Origin of the sequence: Nocardioides sp. Arc9.136, assembly GCF_030506255.1 — a bacterium.
In the GTDB taxonomy this organism is placed as follows: domain Bacteria; phylum Actinomycetota; class Actinomycetes; order Propionibacteriales; family Nocardioidaceae; genus Nocardioides.
Map to the genome: position 1 here is coordinate 2,743,669 of NZ_CP113431.1, position 22,914 is coordinate 2,766,582.

Consider the following 22,914-nt stretch of genomic DNA (forward strand, 5'->3'; position numbering starts at 1 on the left):
GCCGCGGCCGGCCGCCGGAGGGCGACCGGCCGCGACGCGACGAGAAGGGCTACTTGAGGAAGGCGGTGGAGAGCCGGTCCTCGTTGAGCGTGACGCCGGAGTTGGCCGGGTCGGTCTCGAGGACGTAGGAGTCGTCGCAGTTGAACTCGCCCTTGGTCTCCGGGTAGACCTGCTCGAAGGTGTCGCCCTCGAGCTGGACGACCAGCGCGCAGCTCGGCGGCATGTTGGCGCCCGGGTCGGCCGGGGCGTGCAGGCCGCCACCGGTCCACTCGTGGACCCCCGACAGGCCCTCGACCATGCACTCGCGGGTCAGGTCCGAGCCGCAGTCCTTGGCCACGTCGGCCCAGAGCAGGAAGGCCGAGACGGCCTGCATGCCCAGCAGGCCCGGCTTGGCGCCGGCGCCGTCGACGACCACGTCGAGGTAGTCCTGGACGGCCGGGACCGCGTCGGCGTTCTCCATCGGCTGGAAGACCAGGCCGGTCAGCAGGCCGTCAGCGGCACCCGACTGGGCGTTCCACTGGCTGGTGACGTCGCCGTACCAGGTGGACTCGAAGACGTACTTCTTGCCGGCGTCGACGCGCTGCAGCGCCTCGAGCAGGCCGAAGGCGATCGGCGTGGGGGTGTTGGTGATCCACAGCGCCTTCGCGTCGCAGTCCTTGAGCTTCTCGGCGAACGGCACGTAGTTGGCCTCGCCGTCCTGGTTGATCGTGACCCCGCAGTCGACGACGTTGCCGTCGAGCTTGCCGATCGCGTCGAGGACCTTGTTGACGCCCTGCGAGATCGCCGGGGAGGTCGAGCCGAGGCCGGTTGCGGCCTCCTTGAGCTCGGGGTAGACCTCCATGGCCGAGGCGAGCATCGCGGAGTTGTAGCGGTCGACCGGCAGCGGGACGGGCTCGAACTTGTCCGGGCCCATCGCGGAGTTCGGGCCGATCACGAAGCCGGCGACGGTCGGCAGGTCGCAGCCGACGCGGAACTGCTCGGCGGCCTCGTCGTAGGCGAAGCCCTGGCCGACCAGCATGAAGTCCTGCTTGCAGGACTTCTGGACCACCGAGGCGGCGTTGGTCATCGCGGCGTCGTACTGGTTGCCGACGACCTCGCGGCCGTTGATCCCGCCCTGCTCGTTGCACCAGGCGATCATCGCCTTGACCGCGTCGCCCATCTCCTGGTTCAGGCCGGGCGCCGCGGCGAACCCGCGGTCGTCGCCGTAGCCGATGGTGATCGCGTCGTCGGTGACGCCCTGGTCGGTCGCGCCGGCGGCGTCGCCCTCCCCGCAGGGGGACTCGAGGTCGCCGAACGCGGTGGCCGAGGTGGCCGCCGACTCCGAGGAGCCGCCTGCGCTCGCCTGGCTGCCGTCCTCCTCGCTCCGGTCCGAGCCGCACGCGGTGGCGGTGAGCGCCAGGGCGAGGGCGGCGACGCCCAGCCGGGCGGCGCGCACGCTCCTGAGGTTTCGCATCTGGGTGTTCTCCTTCTCGCCGGCCGCCGACGGCGACAGGGCTGGGGTGGGTGCAGCGGTGCTGCAGGGGTGCTGCAGAGACGGGGAAAGGGGCCGGGTGGGCTGCCGTACGTCGTGCGTGGCAGCCGGTGACCGGCATGGGTCGCGCTCCCGAGTGCGACGAGCGAGCGGACGTCCCCGGGCCTCCGCCGGTCCGGCGTCGGTGGGGACTCGTACCTGGTGGCAGAGCATGGGTGTGACCGGGACCACCCGATCCGGGACGGTCCCGGTGACCGGGACTGCCTCCCGCGCGCCAGGCATGCCCGTGGCGAGTCCCGCTCATCGGTACGTCGCCTGTGGCCCCCGTCACGCGCGCGACGACACTGGTACCGACGTCGCCGGACCAGCCCGCCAGGAGAACGCATGACCACCCAGACCGACCCCCGACTCGCCGCCCGACAGGTGGTCACGGGCCTGACCGCTCCCGGTGCGCCCTTCGAGCTGGTCCGCGAGGACGTGCTCGGCGCCCCGGTCACGCTGTTCGCCCACCGCAAGCGGGCCCTGCACGAGGTCCTGGCGGAGTCGGTCGTCCACGGTGACCGGACGTACGTCGCGACGCTCGAGGAGCAGGTGAGCTTCGCCGAGCACGCGGCGATGGTCTCGTCGCTGGCCCGCGCCCTCCGCGAGGACCACGGCGTGCGGCAGGGCGACCGGGTGGCGATCGCGTCGGCCAACAACCTCGAGTGGATCCTCGTCTTCTGGGCGGCCGCCTCGATCGGCGCGGTCACCGTCGGCTTCAACGCCTGGTGGTCGACGCGCGAGCTGGCCTACGGCCTCACCCACGCCCGCCCGACGCTGGTGGTCGCCGACGACAAGCGCCGCGCGCAGCTCGCCGAGATCGCGGCGACCGACGACGTCGACCTGCCGGTCCTCGGGCTCGAGGACGTGCGCTGCCTGGCCGCGGCGTACCCCGACGCCCCGCTCCCCTCGGCGGACGTCGCCGAGGACGACCCGGCGGTCATCCTCTACACCTCGGGCACCTCCGGCCGTCCCAAGGGCGCCACGCACTCGCACCGCAACCTGCTCTCCGTCGTCGAGTACCACCGGATGAACGACGCGCTGATGGCCGCCTTCGGCGACCCGACCGACCCGCGTGACCGCACCTACCTGCTGGTGATGCCGCTGTTCCACATCGCGAGCCTGCACAACCTCGCCCTCCCCCGCCTCGCCACCGGCAGCAAGGTCGCGCTGCACCTCGGGGCGTTCAAGGTCGACCCGGTGATGCGGCTCGTCGAGCGCGAGCGGGTCACCAACTGGGGCGCCGTCCCGACGATGGCCACGCGCCTGCTCGAGGCCGACCTGTCGCCGTACGACACCTCCTCGCTCCGGGCGTTCGCGCTGGCCTCGGCGCCCTCCTCCCCGCAGCTGAAGGAGCGCCTGCGCACCCAGCTGCCGTTCGCCTCCTCGCTGGTCGACAGCTACGGGCTCACCGAGTCCTGCACCGCCGTCGCCGCCGCGAACCCGATGGACCTCGCCGAGGCGCCCGGCACGCTCGGGCACCCGATCGTCGGCGTCGAGCTCGAGGTGCGCGACGGCCAGGGCCGCCCCGTCCCCGACGGGGTCGAGGGCGAGATCTGCGTGCGCAGCGCCTACAACATGCTGGGCTACTGGGAGGACGACGAGGCCACCGAGCGCACGATCCGCGCCGACCGCTGGCTGCACACCGGCGACCTCGGCGTGCGCGACGAGGCGGGGCGGATCAGCCTCAGCAGCCGCCGCTCGGACCTGATCATCCGCGGTGGCGAGAACGTCTACCCCGCCGAGGTGGAGGGCGTGCTCGCCGAGCACCCGGACGTCGCGGAGTGCATCGTCATGGGCGTGACCCACGCCGAGCTCGGCCAGGAGGTCGGCGCCGTCGTCGTGCCGACCGCCGGCGCGCAGCTCGAGGGCCTCGAGGAGCGGCTGCGCGAGCACGCCGCCGGCGCGCTCGCCTACTTCAAGGTCCCGACCCGCTGGAAGGTGGCGCGCAGCCCGCTGCCCCGCAACGCGACCGGCAAGGTGGTCCGGCGCGAGATCGCGCTCGAGGCCTAGCCGCCCCCCGGGCGCCTCAGGCGGCGTCGTCGGTGGTGCGACCGCCGGCGGCGCCGTCCTGGTCCCGGCCCCGGAGGAGGAGCTCGACGACCAGGGCGGTGTCCCGCTCGAGCTCGAGGGGGTCGGTGCCGCGGTTCAGCGCGGAGATGATCATGCCGTACCACGCCTGCTCGAGCAGGCCGAGCAGGCGCAGGTCGTGCGCGGTCGGCTCGGCGATCCCGCCGGCGTCGAGCATCAGGTCGATGAAGACCTCGGTGACCCCGGCGGACGGGGTCTGGGCGACCGTGGCGTTGTTGGACTGCATCATCGCGTGCGCCAGCAGGGGGCGGCCGAGCAGCTCGCGCCCGGCCCGGACCAGCACCCGGGCGATGCCCTCCTCCGGCGACTCACCGGGGACCCGCTCGACCGCCATGGCGGCCAGGCCCTCGACCTGGGACCGCATCAGCGCGGTGAACAGGTGGGTCTTGGAGGGGAAGTAGCGGTAGAGCGTCGCGATCGCGACGCCGGCGTCCTTGGCGATGTCGTGCATCTGCACGCGCTCGAGTCCCTTGGCCGCGCCGTGGCGGGCGGCGGCGCGCAGGATGCGGGCGTACCGCTCCTTCTGCTCGCGCGACGTCGGCTCGGCGGGCGGCCGGTCCTCCGCGACTCGTGGCACGTCTCCCCCTCGGTGGATCGGGACCCCCATCCTCCGCGCCCCCGCGCGTGGACCTCCGCCAGCCTACCGCTGGGTGAGACGCGGCTCACGCTCCGCGTGCACCGCTCAGCCGCGGCCGGGGCGCGGGAGGTGCTTGTCGACGAACAGCCCGTCGGCGGACACGCAGACCTCGCCGCCGGCGACGATCTCCCCGGTCGTGCGGATCTTCCGCCCGTCCACCGACACCTGGCGGGCGCGCACGACCAGCTCCTCGAAGAGCGGCGTCGGCCGGTGGTAGCGCAGCGTGAGGGTGCCGGTCATCCCGGAGACGCCGGCCCAGTGGTTGGCGACGCCGAGGGTGTGGTCGAGCAGCAGCGCGGAGACGCCGCCGTGCACGCAGCCCGGCGGCCCCTGGTACGGCAGTCCCAGCGTCGCCCGCCCCTCGATCGACCCGTCGGGCAGGCCGCGCAGCGGCAGCGGCGGCGCGACGGCGTTCTCCGGCCCGGTGACCGGGTCGTGCCGGGTGACGCCCTCGCCGCCCCACATGTCGACGAGCCGCTGCTCGGTGGTCGGTGCGTGCTGCTCGAGGTGCTCGGCGACCTCGGTGAGCCGGGCGGCCACCTCCGTCATCTCGGCCGGGGAGGACCCGCCGGCGTGCAGCAGGGCGGCCACCACGCGGCGTGCCGCGGCGACGGCCGCGTCCACCCCGGCGTTGCTCGGGGTGGCGGTCAGGACGGGTCGCTCGGTCACGGGTGGCTCCTGTCGATGAGGTCGTGCGCAGGATGGCACTGCGTCCTCGCGGGGTCCGCCGCCGCCCCGGCCGGGACGGCGTCCCGGGGTGAACGGACCACCACCGGCCTCACCTGGCGCGGGGCGAGAACGCCGCGAGGGGCTCGGAGCCGGACCAGTCGTGGCCCCAGTAGGAGTCCGCGGTGATCTCCTCGGCGGTGTACCAGTCCTCGTCGACGAGGGCCCCCTCCGTGCCGTACTCCAGGTCCCATCCGCCGGGGGCGCGGACGTAGAACGACACCATCTTGTCGTTGGTGTGCCGGCCCAGCGTCGAGGACAGCGAGAAGCCGCGGCGGTTCACCTCGTCGAGCGCCCGGCCCACCGCGTCGAGGGAGTCGACCTCCACCATCAGGTGGACCACCCCGGGCGCCTCGCCGTGCGGGGCCGGGCAGACCGCCAGGCTGTGGTGGCGCCGGTTGACGCCGAGGAACCGCACGCGGCGCGGCGGCTGGCCGGCCGGCGGCCGCGGCCCGGCGACGCGGATGGCGCCGCGCGGGAGGAACCCGAGGACCTCGGTGTAGAAGGAGAGGATGTCGTCCATGGCGGTGGTCGGGAGCACGACGTGGCCCATGCCCTGGTCCCCGGTGACGAACCGCTGCATCCACCGCGTGCGGACCGGGTCGTGGTCGAGCACGGGGCCGAAGAAGACCTCGACCGGGGTCCCGCTGGGGTCCTCGAGGAGGATCGCCGCCTCGACCGCGCGCTCGTCGCACTCGGCCTGGGTCAGCTCCGTGACGCCGAACCCCGCGGCCTCGACCGCCCGCCCGACGCGCGCCAGCGCGAACTGGTCGCGCACCTCCCAGCCGACCGCCAGGACCCGGTCGGTCGCCCCGGGCAGCACGACCAGTCGTGCCGCCCGCTCGTCCATGCGCAGGTAGAGCCCGTCGGCGTCGGGGCCACCGGTCTCCGCCAGCCCCAGCGCCTCGACCGTGAGCTCGCGCCACCGGGGCACGTCGGTGGTCTGCACGCGGAGGTAGCCCAGGCCGCGGACGTCGGTCATCGCGTCGTCACCTCGGGTCGCCGCCTCAGATCATCGACAGGAGCGGACCGGGCGGCGGGGTCACGCCGATGTCGGTCAGCGCGGAGACGTGGTTGACCGGGCCCGGCACGTGGATCGCGTGCGCGAGGCCCATGTGGCCGTCGCGCCAGAAGCGCTGGATCGGGTTGTCCATCCGCAGGCCGTTGCCGCCCGACCGGGCGACGACCTCGTCCATGGCGCGGACCGCGCGCCACGCGGCCGCGACCTGGGTGCGGCGCGACGCCGCGCGCTCGGCGAAGCTGATCCGCCGGCCCGCCTCGGCGGCGTCGTAGAAGCGGCTGACGTTGTCGAGCACCGCGGTCCGCGAGGCCTTGATCTCCTCGGCGGCGGCACCGATGGTCGAGAGCACGTACGGGTCGTCGGTGATCTTGGTGCCGGTCACCTGCACGCGGGTGCGCTGGTAGGCCAGGTGCGCCGCGAGCGCCCCCTCGGCGATGCCGACGACCGCGCTGGTGATCCCCATGGGGAACGCCGTGGTGAACGGGATGTGGTACGTCGGGCTGGTGAGGCCGGCGTTGCGCGGGTGCGAGCCGTCGAGGAAGCCGGCGAAGGACATCGTGCGGTTCTCGGGGACGAACACGTCGGTGACGACGACGTCCTTGGACCCGGTGCCGCGCAGGCCGACGACGTCCCAGCTGTCCTCGACGATCTCGTAGTCCGACCGCGGGAGGATCACGTGGTAGGCCTGCGGCGGCATGACCCGGTTGCCGTCGGCGTCGGCGAGCATCGCGCCGAGGAAGATCCACCGGCAGTGGTCGGTGCCCGAGGAGAACTGCCAGCGGCCGTTGAAGACGTAGCCGCCGTCGACGGGCCGCAGCGTGCCCATCGGGGCGTACGGCGAGGCGATCCAGGTGTCCTGGTCCTCGCCCCAGATCGCCTCCTGCACGTCCGGGTCGCACATCGCCATCTCCCAGGGGTGCACGCCGACGATGCCGGCGACCCACCCGGTGGAGCCGTCCAGCGAGGCGATCCGCATGACCGTCTCGGCGAACTCGCGCGGGTGCGCCTCGGCGCCACCGTGCCTCGCGGGCTGGAGCATGCGCATCACGCCGGTCTCGCGGAGCAGCTTGGCCGCTGCGTCGTCGAGACGGCCGAGCCGCTCGTTGGACTCGGCCAGCGCGGCGATCTCCTCGGCACGCTCTTCCACGGCCGCGAGGGCGGGGTTGGTCATGACACCTCCTGTAGACGTGTCCCCACGCTCCCAGCGCGCACGTGCCGGCGCCCCCGGGTCTCCCGGTGACCGGGAGACCGCGGGGGCGCGGAGGTGGGACGGGAGAGGGGCCCTGCCGGGGTCAGTCGGCGCGGGTGAGGAACGCCAGCACGACCGCCTCCCAGGCCGCCTTCTGCTCGATCATCGCCCAGTGGCCGCACCTGGGGAGCACGTGCAGCTCGGCGTCGGCGATCGTGCGCATCGGCACCAGCGCCATGTCCAGCGGGCTGACCCGGTCGTCGCGGCCCCAGGTGAGCAGCGTGCGGGCGCGGACGCGGTGCAGCATCGCCCAGTACGGCGGCTCCGGCGACCGTGCAGCGGCGCGGCCCATCCCCTCGAGCGCGGCGCGGCTGTACATCCGGCGGGCGGCGGCCAGCGTGCTGGGCTCGGTCGCCTGGGCCCACCGCTGCTCGACCATCTCCTCGGTCACCAGGGAGCGGTCGTGGACCATCGAGTGCAGCCACTGCACGAGCCGCTCGCGGCTGGGTGACTCGGTGAACTCCATGAGCAGGTTCAGGCCCTCGCCCGGCGACGGGCTGAAGATCGCCTGGCCGATGCCGCCGACGGTGACCATGCGGCGTACCCGGTCGGGCTCGGCGATCGCGAGCCGGGTCGCCACCACCCCGCCCATCGAGTTGCCGACGACGTCGACGCGGTCCAGGCCCAGCCCGTCGAGGAACCGACCGACCGAGGGCAGGGCGGCCACCATCGGGTGCTGGTCGGTGGGGTCGCTGACGCCGAACCCGGGGAGCTCCAGCACCAGGCAGCGGAAGTGCTCGGCGAACACCGGCAGGTTCTCGCCGAAGTTGCGCCAGCCCGTCACACCGGGCCCGGAGCCGTGCAGCATCAGCAGCGGCGGCGCGTCCGCGTCGCCGGCCTCGTGGTAGCGCAGGACACCGTCCTCGGTGTCCAGCTCGCGCAGGGTCTGCTCGGCGGTCCAGGTGCGCACGGCGGCGATCACGCGGTGACGGTGCGCAGGCGGCGGACCTGGCCCGGGCGCCCGAGGGCGAGGTCCGGGTGCAGCTCGAGGGAGACCTTCCGGGCGGCGTCGAGCACCAGCGGCGCCACGCGCTCCAGCGGCGTGCTCGAGTCGCCGACCAGCGAGATCGCCCCGAGGGGGCCCTCGGGTCCGCGGACGGTCGCGGCCACGCAGGCGATGTCCTCGAAGCACTCCCCGCGCTCGAAGGCCAGGCCGTGGCGGGCGCGCACGCGGGTGAGCTCGTGGTGCAGCGCCTCGACGTCGGCGATGGTGCGACCGGTCATCACCCGCAGGTCCTCGCCGACCCGCTCCTCGACCTCCTCGGCCGGGAGCCAGGCGAGCATCGCGCGGCCGAGCGCCGTGCAGTGCGCCGGCGCGTACCCGCCCACGCGGGAGGGCACGGCCGTCGCGAAGCGGGCGCCGATCTTGTCCAGGTAGTGCACCCGACCCTCGTCGAGGACCGCCAGGTGCACGGTGAGCCCGGTGCGGATCATCAGCGAGTGCAGGTGGGCCGACGCCGCGGCCCGCAGCTCGGAGGTGTCGTCGACGACGCCCCCGAGGTGCAGCGCACGCTGGCCGAGGCTGTAGCCGAAGCTGGAGTGCTCCAGCCAGTTCAGCTTCAGCAGCTGGTCGAGGATGCGGTGCGCGGTCGAGCGCGGCAGGTGGGTGATGCGGGCGACGTCCTCGAGGGTCAGCCGGGCCGACCGGCCCGGGAACGCATCGAGGATCAGGGTCATCCGCTCGACCATCGAGGGCGGCAGCTCACGGCGCTCGGGGGCTTCGGAGCGGGCGACGGTCATGGCGGTTCCTCCAGAACTGAAATGAATTCTAGGTGCGGTGGCGAGCGCCACACTACCGATCCCCGAGCCGGATGGAAGAGCGAAACTAGAATTCGTTCTTGTTTTTGCCCTGGCGACCCGGTTCCCTGGGGGCCGGGCGGTGCTTCCGCTCACCGGGACGACCCGATCCCGGCCCGGCCGAGCGGTCCGACACTCGACGGACCGCACCCAGCACCGTTGGAGGAGCAGATGAGCGTCGCCAAGGACGAGGTCCGCCAGATCGAGGCGGAGGCCGCGCCGACCCGCTTCGCCCGGGGCTGGCACTGCCTCGGGCTCGAGCGGGACTTCCGTGACGGCAAGCCGCACGGCATCGAGGCGTTCGGCCAGAAGCTGGTCGTCTTCGCCACGAGCGACGGCGAGGTGAAGGTCCTCGACTCCTACTGCCGCCACATGGGCGGCGACCTGTCCCAGGGCACGGTCAAGGGCGACGAGCTCGCCTGCCCGTTCCACGACTGGCGCTGGGGCGGCGACGGCCGCTGCAAGCAGATCCCCTACGCCCGCCGCGTCCCGCTCCGCGCGCGCACCCAGGCCTGGCACACGCTGGTCCAGGACGGCATGCTCTTCGTCTGGAACGACCCCGAGGGCAACCCGCCGCCGGCCGACGTGACGATCCCGCGGATCGAGGGCTACGAGGACCCCGAGTGGAGCGACTGGGTCTGGTACACCACCACGATCGAGGGCGCGAACTGCCGCGAGATCGTCGACAACGTCGTGGACATGGCGCACTTCTTCTACGTGCACTACTCGTTCCCGACGTACTTCAAGAACGTCTTCGAGGGCCACACCGCGACGCAGTGGATGAACGGCGAGAGTCGCGAGGACATCCTGCCCCCGCCGAAGGCGGGTCGCCCGCCCGCCGTCAAGGCCCAGACCTCGGTCGCGACATACCACGGCCCGTCGTTCATGATCGACGACCTCGTCTACCACTACGACGACTTCGACGTCCCGAGCGTGCTGATCAACTGCCACTACCCGGTCGACGCCAACACCTTCGTGCTCCAGTACGGCGTGATGGTCAAGAAGCTGCCCGGCCTCGACGACGCCGAGGCGGCCGTCATGGCCCAGAAGATGGGCAACTTCATCCGGCTCGGCTTCGAGCAGGACGTCGCGATCTGGAAGAGCAAGGCCCGCATCGACAACCCGCTGCTGTGCGAGGAGGACGGGCCGGTCTACCAGCTCCGCCGCTGGTACGAGCAGTTCTACGTCGACGCCGCCGCGGTGACCCCCGAGATGACCGAGCGCTTCGAGTTCGAGATCGACACCACCCGGCCCAACGAGGCCTGGCGCCGGGAGGTCGAGGCGAACCTCGCCCGCAAGGCCGAGGCCAGCGGCCAGCCCGTCTGATGGCGGTCCGTCCCGACAACCGCCTCTCCGACGGGCCGATGACGCCGGTCGCCTGCACCACGTGCGGCGCCCGGGTCGAGGCCCGCAAGAGCAGCTGGGAGCAGACCACCGTGCAGTGGCACGAGGACGCCGTGGAGCGGTGCCTCGAGCGGCGCGCGAGCGGTCCGCGGCCCGGCCCGAACGGCACGGCCTTCCCGGGCTGCCAGGCGTTGCGCGACAGCGTGCGCGAGGCCGCCGTACGCGGCGAGCTGCCCGTCCAGGACGGCGCTCCCCTGCCGACCAACCCCGAGCACCCCGGCAACCCCGACCACCCCGGCAATCCCGAACACGAGGTGTCCCACGCATGATCGACGTCGACCGGCACGGCCCCTGGGCGGTCATCGCGGGCGGTTCGGAGGGCGTGGGCGCGTCCTTCGCCACCCAGCTCGCCGAGGCCGGCCTGGACCTGGTGCTGCTCGCCCGGAAGCCCGGCCCGCTCGAGGAGACCGCCGAGGCGGCACGCGCCCTGGGCGCGGAGGTGCGGACGCTCGCCGTCGACCTCACCGACGCCGACGCGATGGAGCGGATCGCCGAGGTCACCGCCGACCTCGAGGTCGGCCTGCTGGTCTACAACGCCGGCGCGAACACCTACGGGCACGAGTTCGTGTCCGGCGAGCTCGACCGCTTCCAGCAGGTCATCGACCTCAACATCACCGCCCAGCTCGCCCTGGTCCGCCACTTCGGCGGGCTCATGAAGGAGCGCCGCCGCGGCGGCCTGCTCCTCGTGGGGTCGCTGGCCGGCTTCATGGGCTCCGCCCAGATCTCGGTGTACGCCGCGGTCAAGGCGTTCTGCCGCGTCTTCGCCGAGGGGCTGTGGCTGGAGATGCGCGAGCACGACGTGGACGTCCTGGAGTTCGTGCTGGGCGTGACGCGCACCCCGGCGATGGCACGCGCCGGGCTGTCCATGGACATCCCCGGCCTGCACGTCTCCGAGCCCGACGACGTCGCCCGCCAGGCGCTCGCCTCGCTCGGCGACGGCCCGGTCCAGGTGGCCGCGGGCAACGAGAAGGCCGTCGAGGTCCGCAGCCGCACCGACCGCGCGCGGCTGGTGCTCGGCGCGCACGAGGCGTCGAAGAAGATGCTGCCCCCGGCCTCCGCGCCGGCCCGGTGAGCGCCCACGCGCCCGCGCTGCGGATCGGGGTCGTCAGCCCGGTCGTGACCGCCAACCCGGGCGCCCACCAGGAGTGGGAGGCGGGGGCCGGCATCGAGGAGCTCGCCCGGATCGCGGCGGTGGCCGACGGGCTGGGCTTCCACCACCTGACCTGCAGCGAGCACGTCGCCGTGCCGACCGCGATCGCGGCCGAGCGCGGCGCGACGTACTGGGACCCGCTGGCGACCCTCGGCTACCTCGCCGCCCGCACCGAGCGGATCCGGCTCGCCACGCAGGTGCTCGTCCTGGGCTACCACCACCCGCTGGAGATCGCGAAGCGCTACGGCACCCTCGACCTGATCAGCGGCGGACGCGTGGTGCTGGGGCTCGGCGTCGGCTCCCTCGAGGAGGAGTTCGCGCTGCTGGGCGCGACGTTCGAGGGCCGCGGCGCGATCGCCGACGACGCCCTCGCCGCCCTCCGCGCGGCGCTCGGCCGCCGCACGCCGTCCTACCAGGGCCCGCACTTCTCCTTCGGCGACGTCGTCGTCGAGCCGCACGCCGTCCAGGACCGGGTGCCGCTGTGGATCGGCGGACGCACCCCGCGGTCGCTGCGCCGCGCGCTGGCCCTCGGCGACGGCTGGGTCCCCTTCGGTCTCGGGCTCTCGGCGCTGACCGAGATGCTGGCGCGCGCGGAGGTGCCCGAGGGATTCGAGGTCGTCCTCTCCCCGGGCCGACCTGTCGACCCCCTCGGCGACCCCGAGGCGACCGCCGACCGGCTGCGCCGCGTGCTGGGCGCCGGAGCCACCCTGGTCAGCACGGCGGTCCACGCCGAGTCGGCCGACCACTACTGCGAGCAGCTGGCGGCGCTGGCCGCCGTCGGCGAGGAGATCGGATGAGCACCCCGCCCGAGGAGACCACCGCCCGGCTCGAGGCGCTCGAGCGCCGGCTGGGACAGCTCGAGGACGAGCGCGAGATCACCCACCTGATCACCGGCTACGGCCCGCTGGTCGACGCCGGCGCCGCCGAGGACGTCGCGGCGCTGTGGACCGAGGACGGCGTGTACGACGTCGACGAGGTCTTCCTCGACGGCGGCAAGGCCATCCGCCGGATGGTCGAGTCGCCCGGCCACCAGGGCTGGATCGAGCGGGGCTGCGCGCACTTCATCGGCCCGCCCCGCGTCAGCATCGACGGCGACGAGGCCGTCGCGGTCTGCCACTCGCTGATGGTCGTCAACGGCGAGCAGGGCTTCCGGGTGCGGCGGGCGACCGCCAACCACTGGCAGCTGCGTCGTACGCCGCAGGGCTGGCGGGTGACGGTCCGGACCACCCGCGTGCTGGACGGTCGGCCCGAGTCCCCCGCCCTGCTCGCGGCCGGCGCCCGCGGCGAGCGGCCGTGAGCGGCGCGGGCACCGGCCGGCTGGCCGGCCGGGTCGCGCTGGTGACCGGCGCCGGCGACGGCATCGGCGCCGCGGTGGCCCGGGCCTACGCCGCCGAGGGCGCCCGGGTGGTCGTGGCCGAGCTGTCCGAGGAGACCGGCCCGGCCGTCGCGGCGGAGGTCGGGGGCACCTTCGTGCGCACCGACGTCTCCGACCGGGCGCAGGTGGAGGTGGCCGTCGCGACCGCCCTGGACACCTACGGCTCCCTCGACGTGCTGGTCAACAACGCCTGGGGCTCCGCGCAGCTGTGCCGGGTCGAGGACAAGACCGACGCGATGATCGACCAGGGCATGGCGGTCGGGTTCCGCGGCCCCCTGTGGGCGATGCAGGCGGCGTTCCCCCACATGTCGGCGCGCGGCTGGGGCCGGGTGGTCAACATGTGCAGCCTCAACGGGGTCAACGCCCACGTCGGCACGCTGGAGTACAACGCCGCCAAGGAGGCCCTGCGCGCGCTCACCCGCACCGCCGCGCGCGAGTGGGCGCCGACCGGGGTCGTCGTCAACGCGCTGTGCCCCGGCGCGAAGAGCGCGGCGTTCCGCCGGGTGATGGGCGACCACCCCGAGCTCGAGGCGATGGCCGACGCCGGCAACCCGATGGGCCGCATCGGCGACCCTCTCGCCGACGTCGCGCCGGTCGCGGTGTTCCTGGCGAGCGAGGACTGCCGCTACCTGACCGGCAACACGCTGTTCGTGGACGGTGGCGCGCACATCAACGGGGTCGCGTGGCAGCCTGACCTGCCGTGACGCAGACGCCTGACCCGACCTTCGCCGGACTGGTCGCCGACCGCGCCGGGGACGACGCCACCGCGCTGTGGTTCGAGGAGCGCCGCTGGTCCTGGCGCGAGGTGGTCGAGGAGGCGCGGCGCCGAGCCGGCCTGCTGGCCGAGCTGCGGGTCGAGGGTCCCTGGCACGTCGGCCTGGCGATGGAGAACACCGCCGAGCACCTGTTCTGGTGGTGCGGCGCCGCGCTCGCCGGCGCCACCGTCGTGGGCGTGAACCCCACCCGGCGCGGCCCCGACCTCGCGCGGGACGTCTCCTTCACCGAGTGCCAGGCGCTGGTCGTGGACGAGAGCCGGCGACCCCTCCTCGAGGGGGTCGACACCGGGGTCCCGGCCGAGCGCACGCTGCACGTCGAGGACCCGGCGTACGCCGCCCGGCTCGCGGACGCCGCGCCGCTCGCCGCCGGTGCGGAGGCGGCCGTCGCGCCCGGCACGACGTACTCCCTCGTCTTCACCAGCGGCACCACCGCGGCCCCCAAGGCCGTCGTGTGCACGCAGGGCCGGATGGGCCGGATCGCGGCGCAGCAGGTCGAGCGGCGTGGCCTCACCGCGGCCGACGTGTTCTACGTGGTGATGCCGATGTTCCACTCCAACGCGATCATGGCGGGCATCGCCCCGGCCGTGCGGACCGGCGGCACCATCGTGCTGCGCCGCCGGTTCTCGGCGTCGGCGTGGCTGCCGGACGTGCGGCGGCACGGCGTGACGTTCTTCAACTACGTCGGCAAGCCGCTGCACTACGTGCTGGCCACCCCGGAGCGTCCCGACGACGCCGACAACCCGCTGCGGATCGCCTTCGGCAACGAGGCCTCGGAGCGCGACATCGCGGAGTTCTCCCGGCGCTTCGACTGCCAGGTCGTCGACTCCTTCGGCTCCAGCGAGGGCGAGGTCCGGGTGATGCGCACCCCCGACACCCCGCCCGGCTCGCTCGGCACGGCGCCCGCAGGCACGGTGGTCGTCGACCCCGAGACCCTCGAGGAGTGCCCGCCGGCGCGCTTCGACGACGCCGGGGTGCTGCTCAACGCCGACGAGGCGGTCGGCGAGATCGTCAACAAGGCCGGGGCCGGGCTCTTCGAGGGCTACTGGCGCAACCCCGAGGCGGAGGCCCGCCGGCTGCGGCACGGCTGGGTGTGGTCCGGCGACCTCGCCTACCGCGACGCCGCCGGGTTCTTCTACTTCGCCGGCCGGACCGGGGACTGGCTGCGCGTCGACGGCGAGAACGTCGCCACCGCCCCCGTCGAGCGGCTCCTCGGCCGGTTCCCGGCCTTCTCCTCCGTCGCGGTGCTGGCGGTGCCCGACGAGGCGGTCGGCGACGCTGTCCTGGCCGTCGCGGAGCTGGCGCCCGGGGTGTCCTTCGACGCCGAGGACTTCGCCGGCTTCCTCGCCGCCCAGCCCGACCTCGGCACCACCTGGGTGCCGCGCTACCTGCGCCTGGTCGACGAGCTGCCGCGCACGGCGACGAGCAAGGTGGTCAAGCGCGCCGTCGACACCGGGCTCGACGGCGTCCTGATCCGGCAGGGACGCTCCTACCGCTACGCACCCGGCTGAGCCGGCAGCAGCGCGCTGCGCCCGTGCGCGGCGAAGTCCCGCTCGATCGCCCGCCGCCCCGCCTCGTCGAGCAGCGCGTACGCCGACGTCCGGCCCACCCGGACCCAGACCGGGTCGCCGGTCAGCCAGGCGGCCCTCCGCAGCGGGGCCTTGTCGACCTTGCCGCTCGCGGTGAGCGGGACCGCGGGGGTGACCCGGACGAAGCGCGGCCACCACTTCGCGCCGAGGTCCGGCTGCGCCGCGAGGAAGGTCCCGAACGCGTCGGGGTCGAACCGCGCGCCCGGCAGCAGCTCCAGCGCGCACATGACCTGGTCACCGGTGGCCGGGTCCGGCACCGCGTGGACCACCGCGGAGAGCACGCCGGGCACCCGGGCGAGGACCCGCTCGACCGGAGCCGTCGCGAAGTTCTCCGAGTCCACCCGCAACCAGTCCGAGGAGCGCCCGGCGAACCACAGGAAGCCCTGCTCGTCGCGGTAGGCCAGGTCACCGGACCAGAAGTCCTCCCCGCGGACGCGGTCCGCCGTCGCCTCCGGGTTGCGCCAGTAGCCCTCGAACGACGCAGCGCCGCCGATCGCGACCATCTGGCCCACCGCCTCGGGGTTCGACAGGCGCCCGGACGCGTCGAGCACCGCCCGCGGGCACTCCTCCCCGGTCGCCTCGTCCAGGACGCGCACGTCGGCGCCACCGGCAGGCACGCCCAGCGCCCCGGCCGGGGTGTCCGGCGTCCGCGCCACGCGGAAGGCGCCCTCGCTCATCCCGTAGCCCTCGACCACCTCGCAGCCGAAGCGCTCGGCGAACCGGGCGACGTCGACCTCGGAGGCCTCGGTGCCGAAGGCCAGCTCGAGGGTCGAGGTGCGGTCCCGCGGGCCCTCGGGGCGGCTCAGCACGTAGGACAGCGCCCGCCCGACGTAGTTGACGAAGGTGGCCCCGTGCCGGTGCACGTCCTCGGCGAAGCCGCCCGCGGAGAACCTCCGGGCCATCGCGACCGTCGCGCCGACCCGCATCGCGGTCGCCAGGTTGAGCATCACCGCGTTGCCGTGGAAGAGCGGCATGCACAGGTAGGTCACCGAGTCGCGCCGCAGCCGCACCCGCTCCACGAGGGCCTCCGTCAGCCGCCCCAGCCGGCCCTGGCTGACGACGACCGCCTTCGGCGCGCCGGTGGATCCCGAGCTGAACAGCAGCAGCGCGACCGCCTCGGCCGGCGGCAGCTCCTCCGGCACGTCCGCGCCCCGGTGGGGCGCCAGCGCCGCGTCGTACGACGGGTGGTCGACGACGAGCACCCGGTCCGGCGGGACGCCGTGGTCGGCGCCGAGGAGGAGGTGGGCCAGCCGGTCCTCGGTGACCAGCAGGTCGACGTCGGCGTGCCGGACGTCGCGGGCCAGCTCGGGGCCGCTGCGGCTGGAGTTGAGCCCGACCACCACCGCGCCGGCCATGGAGGCGCCCGCGATCCAGAAGACGTGGTCGGGGACGTTCTCGAGGAGGACGCCGACGTGGAGCTGCCGTCGCTCCCCCGCCGGCGGGCCGGGCACGAGCCGCGCCAGCGCCGCGGCACGCACCGCCCCCTCCCGCACGACCTCGTCCCAGGTCCACTCCCGGTCCTCGAAGCGCAGCCCGGCCGCCCCGTCGCCGAGCCGGGAGCGGACGATCTGCGCGAAGGTCTCCACGACCGCACGCTAGGTCGCGGACGGTGGCGCCCGCAGCGGCCTCCCGACCACCGGTACCTCCGCGCGCCGGCCGTACCGATCAGCGAGACCGTCCGGCGGCCGGCCCGCGGCGCACGACACGCTGGCCCCGTGAGCGACCCCTACTCCCCGAGCAACGTCGGCCGCACCGACGTCCCCGACGCCGCGATCCGCGAGGCCGCCGACCGGCTCCTCGAGGCGGCGCGGACCGTCGAGCCCTGCGCGCCGGTGCGCGACCTGATCGGCTCCGAGGACCTCGCCGCGGCGTACGCCGTGCAGTCCCGGCTCGTCGCCGCGCGGCGGGCCGAGGGCGCGGTGGTGGTCGGCCGGAAGATCGGCGCGACCTCGGTGGCGGTGCAGCAGCAGCTCGGCGTCGACCAGCCGGACTTCGGCTGGCTCTTCGACGACATGGACCTCACCGGCGCCGCCGAGGTGCCGATGGCCCGGCTGCTGCAGCCCAAGGCCGAGGCCGAGGTGGCCTTCGTCCTCGGCGCCGACCTCGACGAGGGCCCGCTCGACCACGCGCAGCTCCGCGCGGCCGTCGACCACGCCGTCGCCGCGATCGAGGTCGTCGACAGCAGGATCGCGGGCTGGGACATCTCCTTCGGCGACACCGTCGCCGACAACGCCTCCAGCGGCCTCTACGTCCTCGGCACCGAGCGCCGCACCCTCGACGAGGTCGAGCCGGTCGAGGTCACCATGCGGATGACGATCGACGGCGAGGAGGTCTCCACCGGCAACGGCGCAGCCTGCCTCGGCGACCCGATCAACGCCCTGGCGTGGCTGGCCCGCGCCGCCCGGGCGTACGGCGAGCCGCTCCGCGCCGGCCAGGTCGTCCTCTCCGGCGCGCTGGGCCCGATGCGCGAGGTGCACCCCGGTGCCACCGTCGTCGCCGAGATCGGCGGGCTCGGCTCCGTCACCGCGCGGTTCTCGGGCTGACCGGGAGCTTCGTCGGCTGACCGGGAGCTACATCGGCCGGCCGATGAATCTTCCGGCCGCGATCAGCCCTCCCGCGGCGGGCACAGGCAGAACGGGTGCCCGTCGGGGTCGAGCATCACGTGCCACTGCTCCCCGCCCGGCTGCTCGGGCGCCGGCGTGGCACCGAGCGACTCGGCGTGGGCGACCGCCCGGCCGAGGTCGCTGACGCGGAAGTCCAGGTGGTACTGCTGCGGGTGCTCCTGCCCGGGCCACTGCGGCCGCGTGAACCCCTCGGCGCGCTGGAAGTTCACGGTGGTGCCGTCCAGGACGGCCTGGGCGAAGCCATGCTCCGGGTACTCCCCCGTGACCTCCCCACCGACGAGGTCGGCGTAGAAGCGGGCGAGCCGGGCGGAGTCCGAGCAGTCGATGGTGACGGCGAGGAGGGCGGTGACGGGGGTGCTGGTCATGGTGAACACGATCGGCGACCCACCGTCGGTGGGTCTTGCAAGAATCCGACAGTGACCTGGTCCGTGGCACCGATCGAGGTGGACGAGCCCGCCCACCTGCGGGACGCGCGCGGGTTCACCCCGTCGCTGCGGCGCTGGGCACCTCCGGCCGCCCTCGACGACGTCGTACGCCGGTTCTGGGTGCCGGTCTGGTCGCTGCCGCCAGGCGCCTCCTCGGTGCAGCGGGTCCTGCAGCACCCCGTCTGCCAGCTCGTGGTCGGCTCCGAGGAGGCGGTCCTGGTCGGGCCGGACCGCGGGATGGGCACTCGCGAGCTGCGCGGCAGCGGCTGGGCGGTCGGCGTCATGCTGCAGCCGGCCGCGGGCACGGTGCTGGCCGGCGGGCCGATGACGGCGCTCACGGATCGGCAGCTCGACCTGGCGGCCGTGCGGGGGCTCGACGCCGCGGGCGGCGCGGCCGGTCTCGCGTCGCGGGTCCGGGCGGTGATGGCGCCGGGGCCGGCCGACCCCGAGCGCCAGGCCGAGGCCTGCTCGCTCCTGGCGACGGCGCTCGCCGCCCTCCTGCCCGTCGACGAGGAGGGGTTGCTCGTCAACCGGCTGGTGGCGGAGGTCGAGGCCGACCCGGGCATCCGCCGCGTGGGCGACCTGTGCGAGCGGTTCGCCACGACCGAGCGCACCCTGCAGCGGCTCACCGCCCGCCGGATCGGACTGTCGCCCAAGTGGCTGGTCCAGCGCCGCCGGCTGCACGAGGTCGCCGAGCGGCTGCGTGCCGGCGAGGGGGCCGAACTCGCGACCGTCGCCGCCGAGCTGGGCTACGCCGACCAGTCGCACCTGACCCGCGACTTCCGCGCGGTCACCGGCACCACGCCGGGCGCGTTCGCCGCCGAGCCGCGGTGAGCGTCGCCGGGGCTGCACCCTCGCCCTCGTCGGTTCATCAAGGTATGCAGACGGAGCGACGGCGGCTGGTTCGTCTGCATACCTTGGTGGACCAGCGCTTCCCCGGGTGAGCTCGCCACGGGAGGCGACCGTTCGGCGACATACCTTGATGGACCGACAGGCACGGCCGCGCCCCAGGCCAGGCCAGGCCAGGCCCGGCCGGCTAGCCCCCGGCCACCACGTCGCTGATCGGGGTGATCCAGGCCTGGTGCGTGGCGCTGTTCTTGGTGATCGCGAGCAGCTCGTCCATGTGCGGCTCCAGACCGGTCACCTTGTCCAGCGGGACGCCGACGACCAGCTGGAAGCCGAGCCCCTTCCAGGCCTGCACGGCGCGGCCGGCGAACTCCGAGTCGGCCTTGACGAAGCCCTCGTCGAGGAAGACCGGGGCGAACCGCGGCCGCGAGCGCAGCTCGTCGCCGAGCCGGAAGCGCAGCGCGGACCCGACGATGAAGGCGACCAGCTCCTGGGTCTCACCGCCGCTCTTCTCCCCCAGCGTCCGGTACGTCGCGCGCAGCTCGCCCGTCGTGTGGTCGTAGCGCTCCGCGCTGACCTCGACGTGGCGGCGCACGTCGAGCAGCCGGTCGCGGTCGGTGGTGACCGGGCCGGCCTCGCCGTTCTGGGCGGGCCGGCGCAGCTGCTGCATGAACCGGCTGAGCTGGTCGAACCGCTCCTCCAGGCCCGCCTCGTCCAGCTCCCGGGTCGTGCCGGAGGAGAGCGCGCGGAGGTCGCGCAGGAACACCTGCACGTGCGCCGGGGCCAGCCGGCGCAGCCGGATCCGCAGGCGGTCCCGGGTGGCGCCGAACTCCAGCCGGCGCAGGATCGCGTTGATCGGCTCGAGGCGGTCCTCGATCTCCTCGATCGAGGCGGCCATGGCACCCACGAGGGGCACGAGGTCCTGCCCGCTCCACTCGGTGAGCCGGCGTCGCCACTCCGAGCGGCGCTGGGCCAGCCCGGTCCCGCGGACCTCGTCGAGGATCCGCGCGTAGTCGGGGTAGGAGTCGGCGCTCGTGCCCAGGTTCGGGGAGTCCCACTGGACCTTGTAGAGCCGGAAGATCGCGCTGAGCTCCTCCTCGACCCGGCGCGTCTCCGCCTCGGCGTCGGCCACCGCCGCGCGCAGCCCCTCGGCGAGCCGGTGGGAGCTCTCGTGGAACCGCTCGAGGTCCTCGGGATCCGCCGGCGCGGCAGCCACCGCGAGCTCGGCGGCCAGGGCGGCGTCCTGCTCGGGGGTCAGCTCGACCTCGCCGGCCTGCTCGACGGCCTCGAGCCGGTCCTTGACGGCGTCCTCGTCGTCGACGAGCGCGGCGTGCGCCCCGGCCAGCTCCCGCTGGCGCTGCTCGAGGGCGAACCGCTCGCGCCGGACCACCTCGAGCCGCTCGGAGAGCTCCTCGACCTGGGCCTGCAGCACCTGCAGCCGGTCGTCGGAGCCCAGGATCTCCTCCCGGCGCCGCTCGAGGTCCGCGGTCCGACGGTCGCTCGCGGAGACGTCGAGGTCGTCGAAGCGCGCGGCCGCGACGGTCTCGTACGCCGTGCGCCGCTGCTCGAGCACGCCGGCCCGCCGGTCGAGCTCGGCGACCTCGGCGTCGAGCCCGCGCAGCTGCTCCTCGAGCGCGGCCAGCTCGGCGTCGATCTCGGCGATCGCCTCGGCGTTGGAGAAGCCGATGATGCTGCGGACCTCGGAGCGGCCGTGCGTGCCGCGGCGGCCGTTGCGCGTCTGGCCCGCGGGCGTGACACGGAACCCGTCGCCGGACAGGTCGGCCGCGGTCTCGACGCAGCGCGCGTTGCGCGAGGGGTGCGCGACGTGGGCCTGGACCCAGCCGGAGAACGGCGAGTCCTGGTACAGGAGCTTGCCGGCGATCCGCTCGGGGTCTGCCGGTCCGAGGTCGGGCAGGTCGAGCTCGGCGCCCTCGAACGTCAGCCGTCCCCGCAGCCGGAGGCCGTCGATGGCGCGCGAGAAGTCGTCGAGCCGGTCGAGCGGCACCAGCATGAGGCGCGCGGTGCCGCCGAGCACGGTCTCCACCGCCGTGCGCCACCGCGACTCCTCCGGGGCGACGTCGAGCAGCTCGGCGACGTACGGCAGGTCGGTGGCGGCGAGCCCGCTGGCGCGGGCGACCTCGGCGCGCATCTCGTGCATGCCGGCCGGCACCCGGCCGGCCCGGCTCTCCAGGGAAGCGCGCTCGCGGCGCAGCTCGCCCTGCCGCTGCTGAAGTGGGTAGCGCCGGTCGCGGGCGCCGTCGCGGTCCCGCTTGATCGTCTCGAGCGCCGACCGGCACCCCGAGAGCCACTGCCGCGCGTGCTGCTGGAGCACCGCGAAGGCCTCGGCCGACATCAGCGCGCCGTCCAGGTCGGGCCCCTCGCCGTCGCTGGTGTCGACCAGCGGGAGCAGGCGCTCCTGCAGCGCGGCGCGCCGGGCCAGCCGGTCCTCGCGCACGACCTGCTCCTGCTCCAGGGCGAGCCCGAGCGACTGCAGGGTGGAGCCGCCGGCGGCGCGGTGCTCCTCCTTCGCGGCCTCGAGGTCGCCGAGCAGCGTCTTCTCGGTCGACAGCGCGCTGGTGAGCTCGCTGGTGGTGGTGGCCCGGGCCTCGCGGTTCTCCGCCACGGCGGCCTCGATCAGCCGCAGGTGCGTGCGCAGCAGCCACAGCCGCAGCGGGGTGTCGCCGGGCAGCGTCACGCCGTAGGAGTCCAGCTCGGCCAGCCGGGCCGCGGCGGCCACCCGCCGCTCGTGCAGGGCCGTGATCGGCTCGAGCAGTGCGAGCTTCTGCTCCTCGGTGCGCATCGCGGCGTAGGCGCGCTCGAGGTCGTCGAAGTGCTCGACGGCGCGGTCGGCGGCGGCGTACGTGCTGGGCCGCTCGAGCACCATCTCCTTGTAGAGCTCGTCGACGCTGCGGACCTGGTTGCCGGCCTGGATCCGGGCCAGCAGCCGCAGCGCCTTGGCGCCGTCGCCGTTGGCGCCGATGCCGAGCCGCGCGTGCAGGACCGCGGAGAAGTCCGCGTAGGTCCGGTGGACCCGGACGCCGGGGAAGAGCTTCTTGAGCGTGTTCGCGTGGAACCGGTCCGGGACCGCCACCTCGAGCGTCGCCAGCGGGAGCGCGCCCTCGTGGGTGGCCAGCTGCATCTGCACGTCGGCGGAGCGGGTCGCGCGGCGCGGGACGTAGTAGGTGCGCAGGGCGGTGAACCGGCCGCCCCGGTCGTTGACGAAGGTCATCGCCACGGCGCCCCAGGTGTCGGAGCCCTGCCCGCGCAGCAGCCGCTCGACCGGTCGGCCGGTCCGGGGGTCGTCCACGACGTCGACGGCACCGCGCAGGTACGACAGCAGGTTGCGCTGGCCGACGCCCCGGGCGCGCCCGGCGACCGCGTCGTTGGAGGCGCCGTTGAACTTGGTGTCCGACGGCATCATCAGCGCGGTGTAGGCGTCGAGCACGGTGCTCTTGCCGACGCCGGAGGCGCCGGAGATCATCGTGGCGTCCCCGCGGAGCGGGATGGTGGTGAGCCCGCCGAAGCCGCCCCAGTTGACCAGCTGCATCAGCGCGGCGCGCCACTGCATCCCGTCGTCGGAGGGCAGGGCCACGACCTGCCGGTCGAACAGCCCGTCGGAGCGCTCGCCCTCGACGTGCTCCGGGCGCGCGGGGTCCTCGGGGTGCTGGGTCAGTTGCTCGGTCTCGTCGATCGACAT

20 protein-coding genes are annotated in these 22,914 nt (G+C 74.3%); 10 read left to right on the forward strand and 10 right to left on the reverse strand.

From position 1 onward, the window contains the following. Window positions 1-49: 49 nt before the first annotated feature. Window positions 50-1,453, reverse strand: coding sequence for an ABC transporter substrate-binding protein (locus tag OSR43_RS13240; RefSeq protein ID WP_302267043.1), 1,404 nt, complete (start codon window positions 1,451-1,453; stop codon window positions 50-52). A 402-nt stretch (window positions 1,454-1,855) separates the two neighbouring features. On the opposite strand from OSR43_RS13240, the gene OSR43_RS13245 reads away from it, so the two are divergent. Further along, window positions 1,856-3,523, forward strand: coding sequence for a class I adenylate-forming enzyme family protein (locus tag OSR43_RS13245; protein ID WP_302267044.1), 1,668 nt, complete (start codon window positions 1,856-1,858; stop codon window positions 3,521-3,523). Window positions 3,524-3,539: 16 nt separating this feature from the next. Here the strand turns inward: OSR43_RS13245 and OSR43_RS13250 are convergent, their stop codons facing one another. The 6 genes from OSR43_RS13250 to OSR43_RS13275 all read right to left on the reverse strand — a co-directional run bounded on the left by OSR43_RS13250 (window position 3,540) and on the right by OSR43_RS13275 (window position 8,974). Then, window positions 3,540-4,178, reverse strand: coding sequence for a TetR family transcriptional regulator (locus OSR43_RS13250; protein ID WP_302267045.1), 639 nt, complete (start codon window positions 4,176-4,178; stop codon window positions 3,540-3,542). 105 nt (window positions 4,179-4,283) lie between these two features. After that, window positions 4,284-4,907, reverse strand: a complete 624-nt coding sequence (locus OSR43_RS13255) for a PaaI family thioesterase (RefSeq protein ID WP_302267046.1) — start codon at window positions 4,905-4,907, stop codon at window positions 4,284-4,286. A 109-nt stretch (window positions 4,908-5,016) separates the two neighbouring features. Beyond that, window positions 5,017-5,946 carry a VOC family protein gene (locus OSR43_RS13260; protein WP_302267047.1) on the reverse strand — a complete coding sequence of 310 codons (930 nt, stop codon included), beginning with the start codon at window positions 5,944-5,946 and terminating at the stop codon, window positions 5,017-5,019. A gap of 25 nt (window positions 5,947-5,971) precedes the next feature. After that, the gene (locus OSR43_RS13265) at window positions 5,972-7,156 is read right to left on the reverse strand and encodes an acyl-CoA dehydrogenase family protein (RefSeq protein ID WP_302267048.1); all 1,185 of its coding nucleotides are present in this window, start codon (window positions 7,154-7,156) and stop codon (window positions 5,972-5,974) included. A gap of 121 nt (window positions 7,157-7,277) precedes the next feature. Then, window positions 7,278-8,156, reverse strand: a complete 879-nt coding sequence (locus OSR43_RS13270) for an alpha/beta fold hydrolase (RefSeq protein WP_302267049.1) — start codon at window positions 8,154-8,156, stop codon at window positions 7,278-7,280. Continuing rightward, a complete protein-coding gene (locus OSR43_RS13275) occupies window positions 8,153-8,974 on the reverse strand; it encodes an IclR family transcriptional regulator (RefSeq protein ID WP_302267050.1) in 822 nt (273 codons plus the stop codon). Before OSR43_RS13275 ends, OSR43_RS13270 begins: the two co-directional genes overlap by 4 nt. Before the next feature lie 228 nt (window positions 8,975-9,202). Between OSR43_RS13275 and OSR43_RS13280 the strand changes: the two genes are divergently transcribed. The 7 genes from OSR43_RS13280 to OSR43_RS13310 are packed head-to-tail and all read left to right on the forward strand — an operon-like array spanning window position 9,203 to window position 15,244. After that, entirely contained in the window at window positions 9,203-10,357 is a 1,155-nt protein-coding gene (locus OSR43_RS13280) for a Rieske 2Fe-2S domain-containing protein (protein ID WP_302267051.1), read from the forward strand. Next, window positions 10,357-10,704, forward strand: a complete 348-nt coding sequence (locus tag OSR43_RS13285; RefSeq protein WP_302267052.1) for a hypothetical protein — start codon at window positions 10,357-10,359, stop codon at window positions 10,702-10,704. Before OSR43_RS13280 ends, OSR43_RS13285 begins: the two co-directional genes overlap by 1 nt. Then, entirely contained in the window at window positions 10,701-11,507 is an 807-nt protein-coding gene (locus OSR43_RS13290) for an SDR family oxidoreductase (RefSeq protein WP_302267053.1), read from the forward strand. Before OSR43_RS13285 ends, OSR43_RS13290 begins: the two co-directional genes overlap by 4 nt. Beyond that, the gene (locus OSR43_RS13295; RefSeq protein WP_302267054.1) at window positions 11,504-12,382 is read left to right on the forward strand and encodes a TIGR03619 family F420-dependent LLM class oxidoreductase; all 879 of its coding nucleotides are present in this window, start codon (window positions 11,504-11,506) and stop codon (window positions 12,380-12,382) included. Before OSR43_RS13290 ends, OSR43_RS13295 begins: the two co-directional genes overlap by 4 nt. After that, window positions 12,379-12,882, forward strand: coding sequence for a nuclear transport factor 2 family protein (locus OSR43_RS13300; RefSeq protein ID WP_302267055.1), 504 nt, complete (start codon window positions 12,379-12,381; stop codon window positions 12,880-12,882). The genes OSR43_RS13295 and OSR43_RS13300 overlap by 4 nt, the downstream gene beginning before the upstream one ends. Next, window positions 12,879-13,664, forward strand: a complete 786-nt coding sequence (locus tag OSR43_RS13305; protein ID WP_302267056.1) for an SDR family NAD(P)-dependent oxidoreductase — start codon at window positions 12,879-12,881, stop codon at window positions 13,662-13,664. Before OSR43_RS13300 ends, OSR43_RS13305 begins: the two co-directional genes overlap by 4 nt. Further along, window positions 13,661-15,244 (forward strand): AMP-binding protein, encoded by a 1,584-nt coding sequence (locus tag OSR43_RS13310; protein ID WP_302267057.1) that lies wholly within the window; start codon window positions 13,661-13,663, stop codon window positions 15,242-15,244. The genes OSR43_RS13305 and OSR43_RS13310 overlap by 4 nt, the downstream gene beginning before the upstream one ends. Here the strand turns inward: OSR43_RS13310 and OSR43_RS13315 are convergent. Continuing rightward, window positions 15,229-16,908: an AMP-binding protein gene (locus OSR43_RS13315; protein WP_302267058.1), complete on the reverse strand. Its 1,680-nt coding sequence runs from the start codon at window positions 16,906-16,908 to the stop codon at window positions 15,229-15,231. The genes OSR43_RS13310 and OSR43_RS13315 overlap by 16 nt on opposite strands. Window positions 16,909-17,037: 129 nt before the next feature. Between OSR43_RS13315 and OSR43_RS13320 the strand changes: the two genes are divergently transcribed. Next, window positions 17,038-17,865 carry a 2-keto-4-pentenoate hydratase gene (locus OSR43_RS13320; protein WP_302267059.1) on the forward strand — a complete coding sequence of 276 codons (828 nt, stop codon included), beginning with the start codon at window positions 17,038-17,040 and terminating at the stop codon, window positions 17,863-17,865. A gap of 62 nt (window positions 17,866-17,927) precedes the next feature. On the opposite strand, the gene OSR43_RS13325 is transcribed toward OSR43_RS13320, so the two are convergent. Beyond that, complete coding sequence (locus tag OSR43_RS13325; RefSeq protein ID WP_302267060.1) at window positions 17,928-18,311, reverse strand: VOC family protein; 384 nt, start codon at window positions 18,309-18,311, stop codon at window positions 17,928-17,930. 51 nt (window positions 18,312-18,362) lie between these two features. On the opposite strand from OSR43_RS13325, the gene OSR43_RS13330 reads away from it, so the two are divergent. After that, the gene (locus OSR43_RS13330) at window positions 18,363-19,205 is read left to right on the forward strand and encodes a helix-turn-helix domain-containing protein (RefSeq protein WP_302267061.1); all 843 of its coding nucleotides are present in this window, start codon (window positions 18,363-18,365) and stop codon (window positions 19,203-19,205) included. Between the two features lie 202 nt (window positions 19,206-19,407). Here OSR43_RS13330 and OSR43_RS13335 read toward each other — a convergent pair whose 3' ends face one another. Further along, complete coding sequence (locus OSR43_RS13335; protein WP_302267062.1) at window positions 19,408-22,914, reverse strand: ATP-binding protein; 3,507 nt, start codon at window positions 22,912-22,914, stop codon at window positions 19,408-19,410.